The sequence below is a fragment of the Candidatus Woesearchaeota archaeon genome, assembly GCA_021734105.1.
Classification (GTDB): Archaea; Nanobdellota; Nanobdellia; order Woesearchaeales; family SKGA01; genus SKGA01.
Genome location: JAIPJP010000004.1, coordinates 41803 through 56155 on the forward strand (window position 1 = coordinate 41803; position 14353 = coordinate 56155).

Consider the following 14353-nt stretch of genomic DNA (forward strand, 5'->3'; position numbering starts at 1 on the left):
GATGGAGCGTTGGAAAAAAATGAAAGGCAAGAAGGTAAAAGTATTCTTCGATGATGGAGAAAAAATAGCCTGGCGAGAAGGCATTGCAACATCACAAGATGATTTCTCAATTGTATTAGATGATAAAGATCTGATTCCGTTATCAAGAGTTATCAGGATGGAGGTAGTTCATAATGGATAAGATTGCTGAAACTGCCACCACAGAAAGTTCTACAAGGCTTGTGAATCTTGCTAATAAGTATGGAGATTTTAAGGTTGCATGGGGCTATGCACGAGGAGAGGAAAAGAAGTTTAGCAAGAGACAAACAGTTAATGAATTAATGAAGTCTGACAAAGGAATTCAGTTCTTAAACAAAGCTAACTGTAGACAAGTCTTACCTTGCGAGATCATTCTTGACATGGATGATAATATTTCTGAAGAACGATTGAATAAGATTTGTGATGAGCTCGACAATTATGGTTTTACTTACAAGGCTTATTCAACGGGATCTAAAGGTTATCACATTCATATTTTTGATGATGATCTTGTGAAATACACTGAAAAGTCCATGCATAAGATTAGACATCATCTTATTTCTAAGTTTCAGTGTGACCCTCAAATTGCTTCAGGTAATGTGTTGATTGCTCTTGAAAATGTTCCTCATTTTAAGACAGGAAAAGTGAAGACTTTAGTGAGGGAATCAAAATGAGTGAAGCATTAAATAAGATCATAAAGGAAATGAATGATCCTGAAGTTTTAGCTGAGCATCAAAAGATTAATGCAAGAATTGATCCTAGATTTGAATCTCCTGAACTCTTAAAACACATTCATGCTGAATTAGATAAAAGGCATAAGCTAGATCATAAGGAGAAATTAGCTGTTTTTATTGTTGCTGCATCAGGTTATTTACGAGATGCAAGAGACCACTGCAGTTGTGCTTTGAAAGGGAATAGCAGTTCTGGAAAAGATAATGTTATGGATACGGTTCTTGCTCATTTTCCTAAAGATGATGTTATGAAAGGAACAAGACTGACAAGTCCTAGTTTAGAGGATGATGTTAAAGATAAGAAGGTCATTGCGTTTTCTGAAATCAATAAACATCGTGAAGGTGGAGCAAATTCAAGCATAGTAGAAACATTCAAGCAACTTGCAGAAGGTGGAACCTGCACATTAAAGAAAGATGCTAAAACTGGTTTTAAAACAGCTATTCGTAACGAGCAAAAACAAAAGACACTGCTTTATGCAACAACAGAAACAGAGTCAGATGAAGAGATGGAGACAAGATATGTAATTGCTCCAATCAGAGGCTACAGGGAGAAGAATAAGATTGTTGTTGACGATGTCTTAGATAAGGCTAGTGATGAAGAATATTATCTTGAAAAGAATAAGCAGGAAGATTCATGGATAGCTACTTCTATCTCATTGCTTGATCAAGAAGTGCAAGTAATTATTCCTTACAGCAAAGTATTGTCTCAAAAAGTTGATGGAAAAGAAATATTTGACACTAGAAAAGACAGAGTTAAGCGAGATGTAAAAAGGATCATGTCATTGACCAGAGCTAATGCCTGGCTTCATCAACTGCAAAGAAAATCTAAGTATGTTAGTGATATGAAGTTTATTTATGCAGAACCAGCTGACTTCATCAATGCTCTGAAAATATTTGCTGATCTTGTCAATTTAACCTATTCTGGCATAGATCACAGACTTCAACGATTATTAGAGTATGTTGAAGAAAATGTCGGGAAGCACAAAGAAGAAATAAAAATAATGGGTTTTCAGGAAAAGTATTTTGATTGGGTCCTTAGACATAAAGCACAGAAAGCTTTGAAGATAGGTTCAGTCAAGACTATTCGTGACTGGTGTGGAAAACTAGCAGACAAAAATAAGATAGAAATCTACAAAGATCAGTATGTCAATAAACGTACAGTCATGCTTCGACCTATACATTTGACCAGTAACAACCTAGCACTACCTGTTAATATTACTAATATTACCATGTTGTTACAGGCATGGTTAGAGTCAGATCATGCTAAACAAATCTATCAAGATCATAAAATTATACCTTTTATTATTGATTTTGAGGATTATGGTGAGGATATTGATGATGAACCAGACAATTCTAGTACTTATTATGACGAAAATGACATGTCAGAAAGTACATGTGAAGAACTGATTGTAACAGAAGAATATGTCTCTGATGAAAAAGACACAGAACATCAAAAAATGTTAGATTTGGAGGATTAAAAAAATGAGTATTGAATATGAAATGTATGAAAAGAATTATGTTGCTAGAAAAACGCATCCCTGCATTAATCCAAGATGCACTAATTTTGTTGAAATGCAAAACAGTTACAATATTTGTATGAAATGTTTTGATTTGCTTGTAGATTATCTTGGTTCAGAACATCTTATTTTTGATTATTCTACTATGCCTGCTCTTAGAAGAATGACTACTAAACAGCTAATGAGTGCATTAAGACGGGCTGAGAATAAATATCCTTGTGTTGAGTCTGTTAAGCGAGGAAGTTCTAATTGTCAAAGAAGATGGCATAAACGAATAATTGTTGAAACGAACAGACAAAAAACACATTTTCTGATAGTTCTAACAGGCGAAAACGGAGGTTAAACAATGGAAAACAATATGAAGAATTTTAAAGGAAAAATTCATGTACTAACACATGAAGATAGAGTTAAAGGTGGAAAGACAAGGTCACTAAAAAGAACCCTTTCTGCAAGACTTAACGCAATGAAGAATGGCAAATATTCGCAAGGAATAAAGACTTGTGACAAGTGCAAGGTTACTTTTCCTTGTATGTTTAAAACAAAAGAGCCATATCAAAAGTGTGAATTGTTTAGTGCTAAGATGATTTATTCTGTTATGAAAGCAAGAGAATTGCCAACAGTTGAAGAGTTTGATAATTTCATCTCAGACTTTGTCAATGATTATACAAAGATGCAAGACAAAGATAGTAAAACAGCTATGGCTCATTTTGTACCTTTCATGGAAAAACTTCTTGATGTAAAAGAGGCAATGTATAAATGAATAGACTTGACAACTTCAAAGATAAATCATACACTTTTACTTTAGAAGATCGAAGAAAAGGGGGAAAGATTTCATCTAAGAAGAAAAGTCTTGCCAATGGACTAAAGAACTTAAAGCATGGAAAAAACTCTTCAAATCTTCATTTGCTTCTTCGTTGCATTGATTGTCCTGCAGTTGGTAATTGTTCTAAACGAAGCGATGGTTATTGTTTTTTTCTCTTGCAGGAGATGAAGGGCAATAGGGATTTTTCTAAGCAGGTTGCCTCATCTCTAACTTATTCTAAAAAAGATCTTGATACTCTAGAGTTTTTGAATAAGAAATATTCTTTGAATAAGAAGTATGTTTCTTACTTGTTTCCTACAGACAAATCTAGCGATTCCAAAGGCTAGATTGAATCTCGACGGTGTTTATAAACCTCTTAGAGTATCAACACATCAAAACTGGAGGTTTGATAAGGATGGAAAAGAAGGACTCATTTTACAACCTAGCAAAAAAGATTTTGCTAGAACAAAAAAAGCCAATGCACTACACAGACTTGACAAAAGAGATACTCAAGATCAAAGCGACAAAAGGCAAAACACCAGAAAGAACAGTAATAGCAGTAATGCTAAGAGACACACACAACGTATTCATGAGAGTAGGAGACGGAGTGTTCGGCTTAACAAAACTAAAAGAACAATATTCCACCAAAACGTAAAAGATTTTTATAAGATTCCTATAATGGCGGAGTGTTAAAATGATTGTAACGATTGTTACTCTTTTATTTCTTCTATTATGCTGTCCAGTTCTACTGGCTTATATTTTGTCAATTCAACAGAAACATTTATTCGCTTAGTTTTCTTATTGATGAAAGGATAAGTCTCTGGATGGTTATTGTGATGATGCCCACAAATAGCCCAATCTTTCCAATCCTTTGGAACATTTTCAGGAGTATGCGTAAGGTAAAATTTGAATCCTTTGTATTCCAAGATATAATTTTCATGGAACTCTATTTTTTTTGATCTGTCATGATTTCCTTTTATGAATATTACTTTACCATTTAGTTGATTAAGCCAGTAATCTGTTGAATTGCTTCCAGTACCAAAAGCAAGATCACCCAAGAAATAAACTAAGTCTTTTTTCCCAATTGTATTATTCCAATTATTGATGAGCGTCTTATTCATTTCTTCTGTGCTAAGAAATGGTCTTTGACAATACTTGATAATATTAGTATGGTCAAGATGCAAGTCAGAAGTTACAAAAACTTTCGGCTTACTAAAAAAGTCTTTAATCTTTGCAATAATAGACTTATCATTTGCTTTTAGAGACTGATTAACGAAATCATTTGGATTAAACTTATCTTCAAAATGAGCCTTTAATAACTCAACTGTTTGAGAGTAGACTCTCTTGTCTTTTGCAAGCCTTCGAACCAAAGGTCTTCTCAATAAGAAGTCATATTCTCTTAATATGAATCCACCTTTTAGAAGAGTAGCTCTAACCATTACATGCTTAAAATGTAGTTTTGGTTTTTTCTTGATATATTTTTTTATGCTTTGAAATTTTTGTTCAGGCAAATTCATCGCAATAGTGGAATGAAACGCAAACTCTCTTTCATAATCAAAAGGTTTTAAGTTGCAATAAGATTGAAGTTTTCTTGAAAGATTCCATCTGAACTCGTCAAGCTCTTTGCTTGGAGCAACGTCTAAGAATATCACTTTGCTATTTTCAAATGCGCTAAAACCGCTTATCTCAAAATTAATCAAAGGACTATTTGAACAAAGCCTGTTAAAATCACCAATCAATTTTTTCTCATCATTTGTTGAGAAAGGTCCTGCAAGAGTTATGTGAGGGATAGCTCTTTTGGTTCTTAATCTGAATTTACGATTAACTTCATGTATGAGTTTCTTAATCTCATATTTTGCTTTTCCATGAAACCGAAATTCAATAAGATAATGAACCATTTTTACTGCATAGCCTTGATTTGCTCTCTAATCTTTTCTATCTCTTTTTGTTCTAAAACAATATTCTTGCATTTGACCAGGAAAGCAGGAGCTTTTTTCATGATAAGATTATAGTTCTGGTCAGGGACTTCTCGATTAACATAATACTGCGAGTCAATCCTTGCAGAAAATGCTTTGTCTAAGAGCTCAAAATCTTCTGGCGTGAAATGATCTTTGAGATATCTCTTCGTAAATTCTATTGTGCAGGAATGAATCTCACACTTAACTCCCATCTTCATCAAAAGAGAATAGATTCCATGATAGATAGTATAATAAGCAGTGGTCAATTGCCAGTCTCTTACTTTTGTTGATCTTAATGTTTCCAATGCTTCCTCTGACTTAATGAGATAAGCATCTCTAAGATTATCGCTTGGTTCGACAAGCTCAATTCCTTTCTTTTGGTTTAGACACCATTTTATTTGATCCATTTTGCAACCCTCCAGACAAATCCTTCTACATCTTTTATTATTATATGATTTCCTACGACTTCTTTTAGTAGGATATCGCTACCAATTTCCTTTTCAAAAAGGTTCATAGGATAACTCTTGATGTTTATATCAATTCCGTACTTTTTGCCAACTTCCTTGATCTTATCCTCATCATACTTGCCCACTATGAATAGATCAAGATCAGAATCATCTTTCTGGATTCCTTTAGCATAGCTTCCAAATAATATGACTATGCCATGCAGGTAATCCTCTGCTTTTTCAAGAATTTCCTTAATCAAGTGATTCTTTTCTAAGAACTGGATTCTCTTATACTGCTCTGTTAAAACAAAATATTCCCTTGATAATCCAGATTTCTTTATAGAATAAGTCTTGATCTTACCCTTGGTCTTTGACTCTAAAATGCCCTTCTTTTCAAGCTTAGCAAGCGTTACAAGGGCAGTTCTAGAGCTGACCTCAAGAAGCTTCTCGACCTCTCTGATATAATACTCTTTATCATAGCCTTTCGTGAACAAGTTTAATATTCTCAAATCCATATCGTTTACTTTTGTAAGCATATGAGTATAAAAGTAAACAGAAGTATATAAATGTTTTGGTTTGAATCTCGAAATATTTATATAACATATTTAATATATGTCTTATGACATATCATAGTTGAAGGGGGATTAAAATGAAAACACGAGAAAAAATACTAGAATATCTAAAAAAAGCAGATTGGCATTCAACAACGGAAGATATAGCTGCAGAAGCTAATGTATCATGGAATACTGCTCAAGTTCATCTTCTTAAAATGGTTCACGAAGGAATTGTAAGATACAAGAAAGTAGGCAGACAAAACCAGTTTTGGCTGAATGAAAATTATGAAAAATATTTCAGGGGTGATAGAAAATGAAATCAAAATTATTGATAATTACTTTAATCTCTTTATTCTTATTCTCTAATGTTGTTTTAGCAGATGTAGAAAGAGATATATTCATTATTGATGAAGATGGAAAAACAACATACAAATACCAATATGGTGCTGCAGTGGATTATGGTTATTATTTAGAATCTCAAGAGATGACTTTATTAGTTCCTCAGGATTATGATAATGTAAAATTTTATGATTCAGACGGAGCAATAACTGGGACTTATGATTCAGAATATCTCGGATCAGACATTTATGTTGTAAAAACCAAAGAAATAGAGTATAATGAACCTTATGAAATAGGATTTACTGCAAAATTACCAGATCATACAACAGTTAGATATCAAGAAAATTATTTTTTTGAATATCCTTATTACAAAGAATCAGGATATGAAAAAGAAGTATATGTGTGTACCCCTACTTCAGCGAGTAGTTATGTTGCTTCTTATGATAGTAGTCCTGAAGATGATTGGAGAACACTTGACTATCCAAACTATCAAGATTATAAAATTGTAATACCTCAGCCAATCTATCCTGAACCAATATTTACAATAGATGGATGGGGAAATTATAAAAGTATTTCAGATCAATTAGAAAACCTAGATATTTGTCCTTCTGGATACACTGAACACCAAATAACAAACATTGAAGAAGATGAGATTACAACAGTTGAGTACGAATTTCAGATATCATCCAAGAAGACAGGACTTTTTTCATATAAGTCAGATTTAATTGAGGTTGAAGGACCTAAAGTATATCAAAGTTTAATTGAGAGAAATATTAAAGCTTTAGAACCAACATTAAGTAAAATTTCAACTAGGCTTAATCTAAATTCTCCAAGTAAGTATTATGTTACTTTTGTAAGTAATAATGATAAAGTTCTTGATGGAGATAATGCCCTTGTTTCTTATGAAGACGGAACTGTTTATTTTAAAACAGGAATAATTGCTGTCGGGGATGATGATTTAATTCAAATAAATCTTCTGAGAGGAATTATTAATAGTGCTATCTTGAATACATATGGAACAGAAACATATGAATCGTGGTGGACTAATGGTGTTTTAACAAATCTAGCATTCACATTAATGAAAGAAGAAGGACTTAGTACAAAAGGTGTAACTGAAATTCTTAACGATGTTAGAGATTCTATTGACCTTATGACTACAAATGAAATTATTGAATTTATGAATGATGAAACAGTTGCTGATAAACTTCTTGTGGAATCTGCAATTGTTGATGAGTTAGATAAAATTTGTCCAGATCATGCGATTAAAATAAACAAATTTACAAAAGGTCTTTCATCAATTTCTTTCAAGAATGATAAGCAGTTAAATAATTATTTACTTGTTCATTTGGATGAAGAATGCACTGCAGATCCTACTATTGTTTTTGAGAAATATAATTTAGAACATGATAATGCAAAAATTGCAGTTAAGAAATATAATGAAATCTCAAATAAATTAAATGAATTAAATATAGATAGAGAGGATATAGTGGAGCTTAATACTGTAAGGGAGAAAGTTCAACTTGCTAATCAGAATCTTGAAAAAGGAGATGTAGTAGAATCGTTAAAGAACTCTGAGGAAGCAATAGAATTGTTTGATGGACCTTTACAAGAAAAACTCGCAGTATTAAAAAAATATAGTCAAGTTGAGCAGTCTGCAGAAAGTATTCCAAAAGTTTTTTCATTTCCTGGAAGTATAGGTCTTAAAAAGAATATGGATTTAGCAATCCAAAATATTAATTCTGGAAGCACTAAGGAAGCAGAAAGAAATCTTAACGATGCACAATTTTGGATAAATAATTCTTCGATGTTCTCAATATTGTTTTATTTAGTATTGATTGGGATCGTTATAGGTGGATATTTTTTATTTCAAAAGCAACAACAAGGACATCAAAAAAATCCTAAAAAATACAAGCATTAAAAATGGTAAATGAAGACATACAAATTCCAGTAATTTTGAAACTCAAAATTTATTTAGGTCTTTTATTGAGTACATCTCTTTTTATTGGGTTGTATGTAATATTGTATTATTTAGGTGGTTTGATTTATTTAGGAATTGGATTAATTCCCTTAATTTTTGTTTTGTTTATCAAAAATAAACCAATAGGTGTGCTTGTTAAGAGAAAAGAACATCCCAAATTAATTGCATTAGTGGAAGAAACTGCTGAAAAACTTAATGTATCCTGTCCAGATGAAATTTATTTAACTGCAGATCCAAGCATAAGTGTTAGTGGTTTTTTTAAGAAAAGACTTTCTATTGGGATTGCTTCTATAAGGTCACTTTCAGAAAAAGAATTCCAATCTATTATAGCACATGAAATGGGGCATTTTTATGGAAAAGATACGGTTATAGGAGGATTTTTTTGGAGAGTTGATTATTCTCTTGAGAAATCATCTGAATTTGGAAAAGCATGGTATGATGCAATCCCTATAATGAATTTTGCAATAATTGGTTTAGTTGTTATGTTATTTTACAAAGTTTATAGATTCTTCTTTGGAATAATTAATTATTATTATTCCAGGCAAATGGAATATAGAGCTGATTATGTAGCATCTAAAGTTGCAGGTTCTACAAATTTTCATAAGGGGTTGTTAAACTATTCTAGTTATACTGGATACTTCACACAAGTTGGATATAACTCTATGATTCAATTATTAAATCAAGGACAAGCTTTTGTAAATATATACGAAAATGTCCATACATGGTATACTAAAGAAAACGCTAAGAAAATTCAAAAACAAGTTATGCTTAATGATAAGTGGAGTCTATTCTCTACACATCCCACTCTGAAAAGCAGGTTAAAGCGAATCCCTCAATCATCAAACTCCGAAAAATCAAAACCTGCAAAAGAATTATTCAACAATTTTATCAAATTAGAGAAAGATATGACTGAGAAAATTACAGAAGAATTTCATCATAATATCACTGTAAATAGATTGTATGAAGAAGCAGTAGCGAGAGAAGGGAGATGCCAATTCTGTGGTAAGCAATATAACAAGTTACAGGACTTATTAGAGCATGAGGCTAAGTGTAATAAGAGAGAAAAATAAAATGGTTCGTTGCAATGAATGTAATACTCAGATAAGAGAACTTCCTTTCAAATGCAAATTTTGTGGACAACATCACTGTAGCTCACATAGGCTTCCTGAGGATCATCACTGCACTGGATTGCCAAGAAAAAATTTATTTCATAATCTTAAAGGAGGTAAACGAAAACAGCACAGATCACACAACAAACTTCATCAATCTTATCAAGCAACTGAAACTAATATTATTAGATTTGCAAAGCGTAAATATCATCAAGCAAAATATTGGTTAAATCGAAGACAACATAGAAAATACACTAATTGGAATAATTTCTTCATGAATCTGTTTTGGATTGCAATATTATCAGTATCATTTGGAATAATTTACTCTAATATTGATAAGTTGAATGAGATTATCTTATGGTTTATTCCACTTGGAGGGGCATTAATTCTGATGAATATATTTTTCTTGATTAAGTATCTGTGGAAGTTCATAAAGAGAATAGGATATTGGTATAAAGGAGAAAGAAACTGGATTAAATATTTAGTTCTAATCTTAATTTTACTTTTAGTATGGCAAGGATATCAACATAAGGATACTATTTTTGATAAAGCGATTGAGAAATATAATGAGGTTAAATTTTCTAATTTATTTCCTTTTGGAATCTCAGATGAAATTTCAGAAGATAGTCTGTTCAGTAAGAAAAGTGTAAGTACCATCACTGAAGGGGTATCTCAACAAATCAAAGAGGTTGTCGATCCTGATCCTATATCTGATAAAACAATGGATGTAGAAAAAGCTATTTTAAAATATACTAATGCTGAAAGAAGATCAAAAGGATTATCCTCATTAAAATGGGATTCTAAATTAGCTACTGTTGCAAGAGATCATAGTTTAGATATGGTTGAAAATGATTTCTTTTCACATGACAATCTTAAGGGCGAAGACCCAACTGACAGAGCTATAAGACATGGATATAATGTACATAAAGAATTAGGCGGTGGTTGGTATTCAGATGGCATTGCTGAAAATATAGGAAAAATGCCAACTGGTGATGTTGAAGGAATGGGTTATGTTTCAAGCGATGCAGACAGTATTGCTAAAGCCCATGTTGAATCATGGATGGATAGTCCAGGACATAGAGCAAATATCTTAGAATCTAAATACTCCATTTTGGCAGTAGGCTGTGCATATGATGGACTATATTATGTTTGCACTCAAAATTTTTATTAACTTACTTATCATCCCTCACTCTCACGATTCTTGGAAATCTTAGCTTCTCAAAATTGCCTTTGTTAAAAGAGAGCTCGATTACTGAACCAACTTCGTAATCATCTTTACTCATTACTGTGCCTTCCTTTTCCTCTTCTGTTACATACTTGTAGACAAATGCTTTCTCGTCTTTTGTTTTCTTCTTCTCAATAATTCTTACATCTCTTGTTCTTATTGGCTTTAGCTTGATCCAGTTAAAGCGAGAGTTTGGTCTGTACTCTTCAAGATTTTTAACAACAATTCCTTCAAATCCTGACTCAATAAATTTCTTGTATAAGCTCTGGACATCAACAATGGTGTTTGTAAAAGTATTTGGTATGATAGACAAGCTTTCATTCTCTTCCACTACAAGACCAATGTGTAGTCTTCTGTTGACATAATCTAATTCAGTCAAATCATGTCCATCAACTTCTAAGATATCAAAAACAAAATAAACAAGCTTCTCGCCTTTTTCTAACTTCTTTGAGATGGCTCTGTGAGGACCCATTACTTTACCATCTTTAACAACTGCAATTTCTCCGTCAAGAACAACATCATTAATATGCAATCCTTTTCTAAGATTATCAACAATAGACAAATACCTGCTTGAATAGTCTTTACCATTACGAGTAATGAAACGAAGATCATCGCCTTTTCTTTCAAGCAATATCCTTATCCCATCTATCTTTGGCTCAACTGCAACTGCATCATTATTGTAAATGAATACTTCAACATCTCCATCGCCAACAAGCTGTGGCTTAAAGTTCATCACATCCATCATTAACACTCACCTTTTCCAGATTATCATTAATTATTTTAAACAACCACTTGCCTTTTCCTTTAGAAGAATGAGCGCTCTTGAAGTAAACTGCAAGTAATGGTAAAACATTATGTTTAGAGCATACTGGCAAAAGCCCATGCAAACCTCTCTTTAAAGAAAAGCTTTTTTCCTTTGTGCTTTTTACCTCAACAAGATACGTTTTGTTTAAGGTAAATAATACTGCATCGCAGACAGACTCTTTACGTCTGCCAGATGCTGCAACTCGTTCAGTATGAAAACCTTGTTCATTCATTAAGTTACAAAAATCTCTTTCATATTGTAGATGACTTTTCAATCTCATCAGATATCGCCTCCAATTCTTTTTCTCCTATCTCGCCAATAAGTCTCTTGATACTGGACTTTCCAAGAACAACATCCTCATGTCCTTTGTATTTATCAAAGAGTTCACTAAACCTTCTAAGTCTATCAAGCTCCAAGTCTTTCTCATACTTGATGCCAACACCATTACAGAATGCTCTGAGAAGATCAACCTTTTTCATCCAAAGAAGCAAGACACCAGTAAGCTTAGCCCACTCAAACAATTTAGCGCCATTAGGATTATTCATGATAAGCACAGGAGTAAGCTTATGAGACATAGGAATAGGCTTCATATCAAGACTCCTGCTATGAGAAAGACAGCCAACCATAGAAGTAACATACTTCTTACCAGCACTTCCAAGATACTTGCCTTTCTTATCTCTTTTAATAGAAACAGCAAAACCAAAGATAGGCACTTTCAATAATTGATCATAACAAAACACTAAGTAATCAATAGGCTCTGAATCAAACCTCCAAACATCACAAAGCCTTTTCTCTTTCTCGTCAGTATAACGCTTGATATCCTTAGGATTAAACCATGAAGGAATCTTCTTTGGAAAATCTTTGTTCAAACGAATCTGCAAGTTATACCGAGTCATCAAATACATCACAAAATAAAATATTGCCTGTTCCTCAAAACCATTACCAAGAGTGGTCACGTCAAGAATACTCTTAACAACTTCATCCTTATGCAATTTAGGAGCTTGCTGCAACACAAAACTCTCAGGCATAGTCCTATTAAAATAATACCTTCGCTGTTTATACGTTACAACCTTGATCCAACCAACACTGATAAATCTATAATCAAACCAGCTCTTAATCTGATTATAAGTAACCTTAAAACGCTCCTTCATCATATCAATATTATAGATTTCATTAGATTGAGAAATAAGCAAGTAAGCACTTCTAACCTCTTTAGGCATGAGCTTGATAATCTTATTGTAAATAGCCTTTTCATCCCTACCATAAACATATCCTGGCTTTCTGCCATGAATCATAGCATTGCCAGGCATCATAAAAGGACTTCTCTTAATCAACTGCAGTTTCAAAAGATCATTAAGGCAAGCATAGACATGATCATAATTTCCATACTCCTTGTAATACTCTTTCTCCCTTAAAAGATACAGGACCTCTGCAGTAGTATAGCCATCATCAGAATCTATCAAAGCATCAAATATTTCCTTTTTTACACCCTGTAAGAACTCCTTTTCATCAGTCCTGCTATTAAGCCTCTGAATCTTCTGATTAATATCATCCTGAGTCATACCATAAACAAACACAGAACTGCACTTTCTAGCCTTACTCTGAGCCCTTTTCTTACTCTTCAAGATCAAATTATTCTTCATTAACTGCCTTAAATAAGAACTAACATGGCTGTTTCTGATGCCCTTGTCTTTGAACTCATCAAAAATCTCTTTAGTGATAACTGCCCGTTTTTCAGTTATAAACTTATAAATCTGAAAAGTAGTGCTTTTCTTATCAATAGTGATCTTATCAGCCAATGTGCAAACCTCCAGAATTAGTAAGGAATAACCAATATAAAGCACTAATTGGTAAGAAAAATAGTAAACTTAGTAAGAAGAAAAAAGAAATAGAGTTATAACAACAAAACGCCCTAAATAACGAAGTATTTAATCGTTGTCAACACGAGGAGCGAGAACAAAAGATAATTCTAATTTATTTTGCACCACATACTCGAGTCGAAGCGGGTAATCGCGACTGAATTTAATTTGCACGACATCAGCAATTTTTGCGCCCTGCATCATCTTTTTTAAATACTCAATGGAATACTTGGCTTTAACACCCTCATCTTCGCACACAATTTTTGTTGTTTTATCAGCAGGAATATCGACAGCGGCTTTCGTTAAATCACCCTTACTACTGATAGAAAACTTGTCTTGAGTTGCAGAAAATGTTACACTCTCACCAACAACATCTACATCATCAACAGCGTCAATAAGCGTGCTAGATTGCATTACAATCGTTGCTACAAAAGAAAGATCGGGTACTCGTTGCTCTTTATCATCAAGCTCGATGAGTGGCAAATGAAACGTTCGTTTACTTGTTGACTGCAACGTCACTTTAAGTTTATTCTCTTCAAGTTCTAAAGTTAATGTATCATTACTTTTTACTCTTCGAAGCACTTGTTTAAGATTATTCAAGTTTACTGTAATGTTTGTTGGACCTTCTATATCATATGTCACAAATGAAGAAGATAATAATTTGAAAATTACCAGCGCGACATTAGCCGGATCCATTGCTACAAGTGCTACTGCTTCTGATGTAATTTTTAAAGTTGCTTCAGTGACTATTTCGGAAATAATTGCGACACTTTCTTTAAGATATTTTGGTTCTGCAAGCGTTAGTTTCATCCACGTAACCCCCTCGTAAGTACAATACATAAGATATGACTGGGGTATATAAATATTGTGCTCTAAAGGCGTTGTTCAAAAAGGTATAAATATGTATACTGACAAGAAATTACTATGGTTCAGACAGAAATTTCCGGTCAGTATGAAGTTAGTTTACACAAGCAAGTTATTAAAGTTTTTCATGCTTCAGGCATGAAATATCATG

18 protein-coding genes are annotated in these 14353 nt (G+C 33.0%); 11 read left to right on the forward strand and 7 right to left on the reverse strand.

Annotated features, from left to right (window positions below; translation table 11 throughout):
- Position 1: 1 nt before the first annotated feature.
- The 7 genes from K9M74_01195 to K9M74_01225 all read left to right on the forward strand — a co-directional run bounded on the left by K9M74_01195 (position 2) and on the right by K9M74_01225 (position 3720).
- On the forward strand, positions 2 to 181 hold the full coding sequence (locus K9M74_01195) for a hypothetical protein (GenBank protein MCF7798498.1): 180 nt from the start codon (positions 2 to 4) through the stop codon (positions 179 to 181).
- Entirely contained in the window at positions 174 to 689 is a 516-nt protein-coding gene (locus K9M74_01200) for a hypothetical protein (GenBank protein MCF7798499.1), read from the forward strand. Before K9M74_01195 ends, K9M74_01200 begins: the two co-directional genes overlap by 8 nt.
- Positions 686 to 2224 carry a hypothetical protein gene (locus tag K9M74_01205; protein ID MCF7798500.1) on the forward strand — a complete coding sequence of 513 codons (1539 nt, stop codon included), beginning with the start codon at positions 686 to 688 and terminating at the stop codon, positions 2222 to 2224. Before K9M74_01200 ends, K9M74_01205 begins: the two co-directional genes overlap by 4 nt.
- 4 nt (positions 2225 to 2228) lie before the next feature.
- Positions 2229 to 2606, forward strand: a complete 378-nt coding sequence (locus K9M74_01210; GenBank protein ID MCF7798501.1) for a hypothetical protein — start codon at positions 2229 to 2231, stop codon at positions 2604 to 2606.
- 3 nt (positions 2607 to 2609) lie between these two features.
- Positions 2610 to 3023, forward strand: a complete 414-nt coding sequence (locus tag K9M74_01215; protein MCF7798502.1) for a hypothetical protein — start codon at positions 2610 to 2612, stop codon at positions 3021 to 3023.
- Positions 3020 to 3412 carry a hypothetical protein gene (locus tag K9M74_01220; protein MCF7798503.1) on the forward strand — a complete coding sequence of 131 codons (393 nt, stop codon included), beginning with the start codon at positions 3020 to 3022 and terminating at the stop codon, positions 3410 to 3412. Before K9M74_01215 ends, K9M74_01220 begins: the two co-directional genes overlap by 4 nt.
- A 68-nt stretch (positions 3413 to 3480) precedes the next feature.
- Positions 3481 to 3720 carry a winged helix-turn-helix domain-containing protein gene (locus tag K9M74_01225; GenBank protein MCF7798504.1) on the forward strand — a complete coding sequence of 80 codons (240 nt, stop codon included), beginning with the start codon at positions 3481 to 3483 and terminating at the stop codon, positions 3718 to 3720.
- A 55-nt stretch (positions 3721 to 3775) separates the two neighbouring features.
- Here the strand turns inward: K9M74_01225 and K9M74_01230 are convergent, their stop codons facing one another.
- The 3 genes from K9M74_01230 to K9M74_01240 are packed head-to-tail and all read right to left on the reverse strand — an operon-like array spanning position 3776 to position 6005.
- Complete coding sequence (locus K9M74_01230) at positions 3776 to 4963, reverse strand: 2'-5' RNA ligase family protein (GenBank protein ID MCF7798505.1); 1188 nt, start codon at positions 4961 to 4963, stop codon at positions 3776 to 3778.
- A gap of 2 nt (positions 4964 to 4965) precedes the next feature.
- The gene (locus tag K9M74_01235; protein ID MCF7798506.1) at positions 4966 to 5430 is read right to left on the reverse strand and encodes a hypothetical protein; all 465 of its coding nucleotides are present in this window, start codon (positions 5428 to 5430) and stop codon (positions 4966 to 4968) included.
- Positions 5418 to 6005, reverse strand: a complete 588-nt coding sequence (locus tag K9M74_01240; GenBank protein ID MCF7798507.1) for a nucleotidyltransferase domain-containing protein — start codon at positions 6003 to 6005, stop codon at positions 5418 to 5420. The genes K9M74_01235 and K9M74_01240 overlap by 13 nt, the downstream gene beginning before the upstream one ends.
- Positions 6006 to 6118: 113 nt before the next feature.
- On the opposite strand from K9M74_01240, the gene K9M74_01245 reads away from it, so the two are divergent.
- Genes K9M74_01245 through K9M74_01260 form a run of 4 tightly spaced genes read left to right on the forward strand, consistent with a single transcriptional unit; the run spans position 6119 to position 10620 of the window.
- Positions 6119 to 6340, forward strand: a complete 222-nt coding sequence (locus K9M74_01245) for a winged helix-turn-helix domain-containing protein (GenBank protein MCF7798508.1) — start codon at positions 6119 to 6121, stop codon at positions 6338 to 6340.
- 11 nt (positions 6341 to 6351) lie between these two features.
- The gene (locus tag K9M74_01250) at positions 6352 to 8280 is read left to right on the forward strand and encodes a hypothetical protein (GenBank protein ID MCF7798509.1); all 1929 of its coding nucleotides are present in this window, start codon (positions 6352 to 6354) and stop codon (positions 8278 to 8280) included.
- 2 nt (positions 8281 to 8282) lie between these two features.
- A complete protein-coding gene (locus tag K9M74_01255; protein ID MCF7798510.1) occupies positions 8283 to 9410 on the forward strand; it encodes a M48 family metalloprotease in 1128 nt (375 codons plus the stop codon).
- A gap of 1 nt (position 9411) precedes the next feature.
- Complete coding sequence (locus K9M74_01260) at positions 9412 to 10620, forward strand: hypothetical protein (GenBank protein ID MCF7798511.1); 1209 nt, start codon at positions 9412 to 9414, stop codon at positions 10618 to 10620.
- Between the two features lies 1 nt (position 10621).
- Here the strand turns inward: K9M74_01260 and K9M74_01265 are convergent, their stop codons facing one another.
- The 4 genes from K9M74_01265 to pcn form a co-directional block, all read right to left on the reverse strand.
- Complete coding sequence (locus K9M74_01265) at positions 10622 to 11419, reverse strand: hypothetical protein (GenBank protein MCF7798512.1); 798 nt, start codon at positions 11417 to 11419, stop codon at positions 10622 to 10624.
- A complete protein-coding gene (locus K9M74_01270) occupies positions 11397 to 11759 on the reverse strand; it encodes a hypothetical protein (GenBank protein ID MCF7798513.1) in 363 nt (120 codons plus the stop codon). Before K9M74_01270 ends, K9M74_01265 begins: the two co-directional genes overlap by 23 nt.
- On the reverse strand, positions 11731 to 13041 hold the full coding sequence (locus tag K9M74_01275; protein ID MCF7798514.1) for a hypothetical protein: 1311 nt from the start codon (positions 13039 to 13041) through the stop codon (positions 11731 to 11733). The genes K9M74_01270 and K9M74_01275 overlap by 29 nt, the downstream gene beginning before the upstream one ends.
- Positions 13042 to 13407: 366 nt before the next feature.
- Positions 13408 to 14148, reverse strand: coding sequence for a proliferating cell nuclear antigen (pcna) (gene pcn, locus K9M74_01280; GenBank protein MCF7798515.1), 741 nt, complete (start codon positions 14146 to 14148; stop codon positions 13408 to 13410).
- Positions 14149 to 14353: the final 205 nt, after the last annotated feature.

Excerpts from the sequence above, each read along its gene's own strand:
- K9M74_01225 (MCF7798504.1), top strand. The coding sequence starts at position 3,481 with ATGGAAAAGAAGGACTCATTTTACAACCTAGCAAAAAAGATTTTGCTA.
- K9M74_01240 (MCF7798507.1), bottom strand. The coding sequence starts at position 6,005 with ATGCTTACAAAAGTAAACGATATGGATTTGAGAATATTAAACTTGTTC.
- K9M74_01235 (MCF7798506.1), bottom strand. The coding sequence starts at position 5,430 with ATGGATCAAATAAAATGGTGTCTAAACCAAAAGAAAGGAATTGAGCTT.
- K9M74_01220 (MCF7798503.1), top strand. The coding sequence starts at position 3,020 with ATGAATAGACTTGACAACTTCAAAGATAAATCATACACTTTTACTTTA.
- K9M74_01210 (MCF7798501.1), top strand. The coding sequence starts at position 2,229 with ATGAGTATTGAATATGAAATGTATGAAAAGAATTATGTTGCTAGAAAA.
- K9M74_01205 (MCF7798500.1), top strand. The coding sequence starts at position 686 with ATGAGTGAAGCATTAAATAAGATCATAAAGGAAATGAATGATCCTGAA.
- pcn (MCF7798515.1), bottom strand. The coding sequence starts at position 14,148 with ATGAAACTAACGCTTGCAGAACCAAAATATCTTAAAGAAAGTGTCGCA.
- K9M74_01270 (MCF7798513.1), bottom strand. The coding sequence starts at position 11,759 with ATGAGATTGAAAAGTCATCTACAATATGAAAGAGATTTTTGTAACTTA.
- K9M74_01265 (MCF7798512.1), bottom strand. The coding sequence starts at position 11,419 with ATGATGGATGTGATGAACTTTAAGCCACAGCTTGTTGGCGATGGAGAT.
- K9M74_01215 (MCF7798502.1), top strand. The coding sequence starts at position 2,610 with ATGGAAAACAATATGAAGAATTTTAAAGGAAAAATTCATGTACTAACA.
- K9M74_01245 (MCF7798508.1), top strand. The coding sequence starts at position 6,119 with ATGAAAACACGAGAAAAAATACTAGAATATCTAAAAAAAGCAGATTGG.
- K9M74_01260 (MCF7798511.1), top strand. The coding sequence starts at position 9,412 with ATGGTTCGTTGCAATGAATGTAATACTCAGATAAGAGAACTTCCTTTC.
- K9M74_01200 (MCF7798499.1), top strand. The coding sequence starts at position 174 with ATGGATAAGATTGCTGAAACTGCCACCACAGAAAGTTCTACAAGGCTT.
- K9M74_01195 (MCF7798498.1), top strand. The coding sequence starts at position 2 with ATGGAGCGTTGGAAAAAAATGAAAGGCAAGAAGGTAAAAGTATTCTTC.
- K9M74_01230 (MCF7798505.1), bottom strand. The coding sequence starts at position 4,963 with ATGGTTCATTATCTTATTGAATTTCGGTTTCATGGAAAAGCAAAATAT.
- K9M74_01255 (MCF7798510.1), top strand. The coding sequence starts at position 8,283 with ATGGTAAATGAAGACATACAAATTCCAGTAATTTTGAAACTCAAAATT.
- K9M74_01275 (MCF7798514.1), bottom strand. The coding sequence starts at position 13,041 with ATGACTCAGGATGATATTAATCAGAAGATTCAGAGGCTTAATAGCAGG.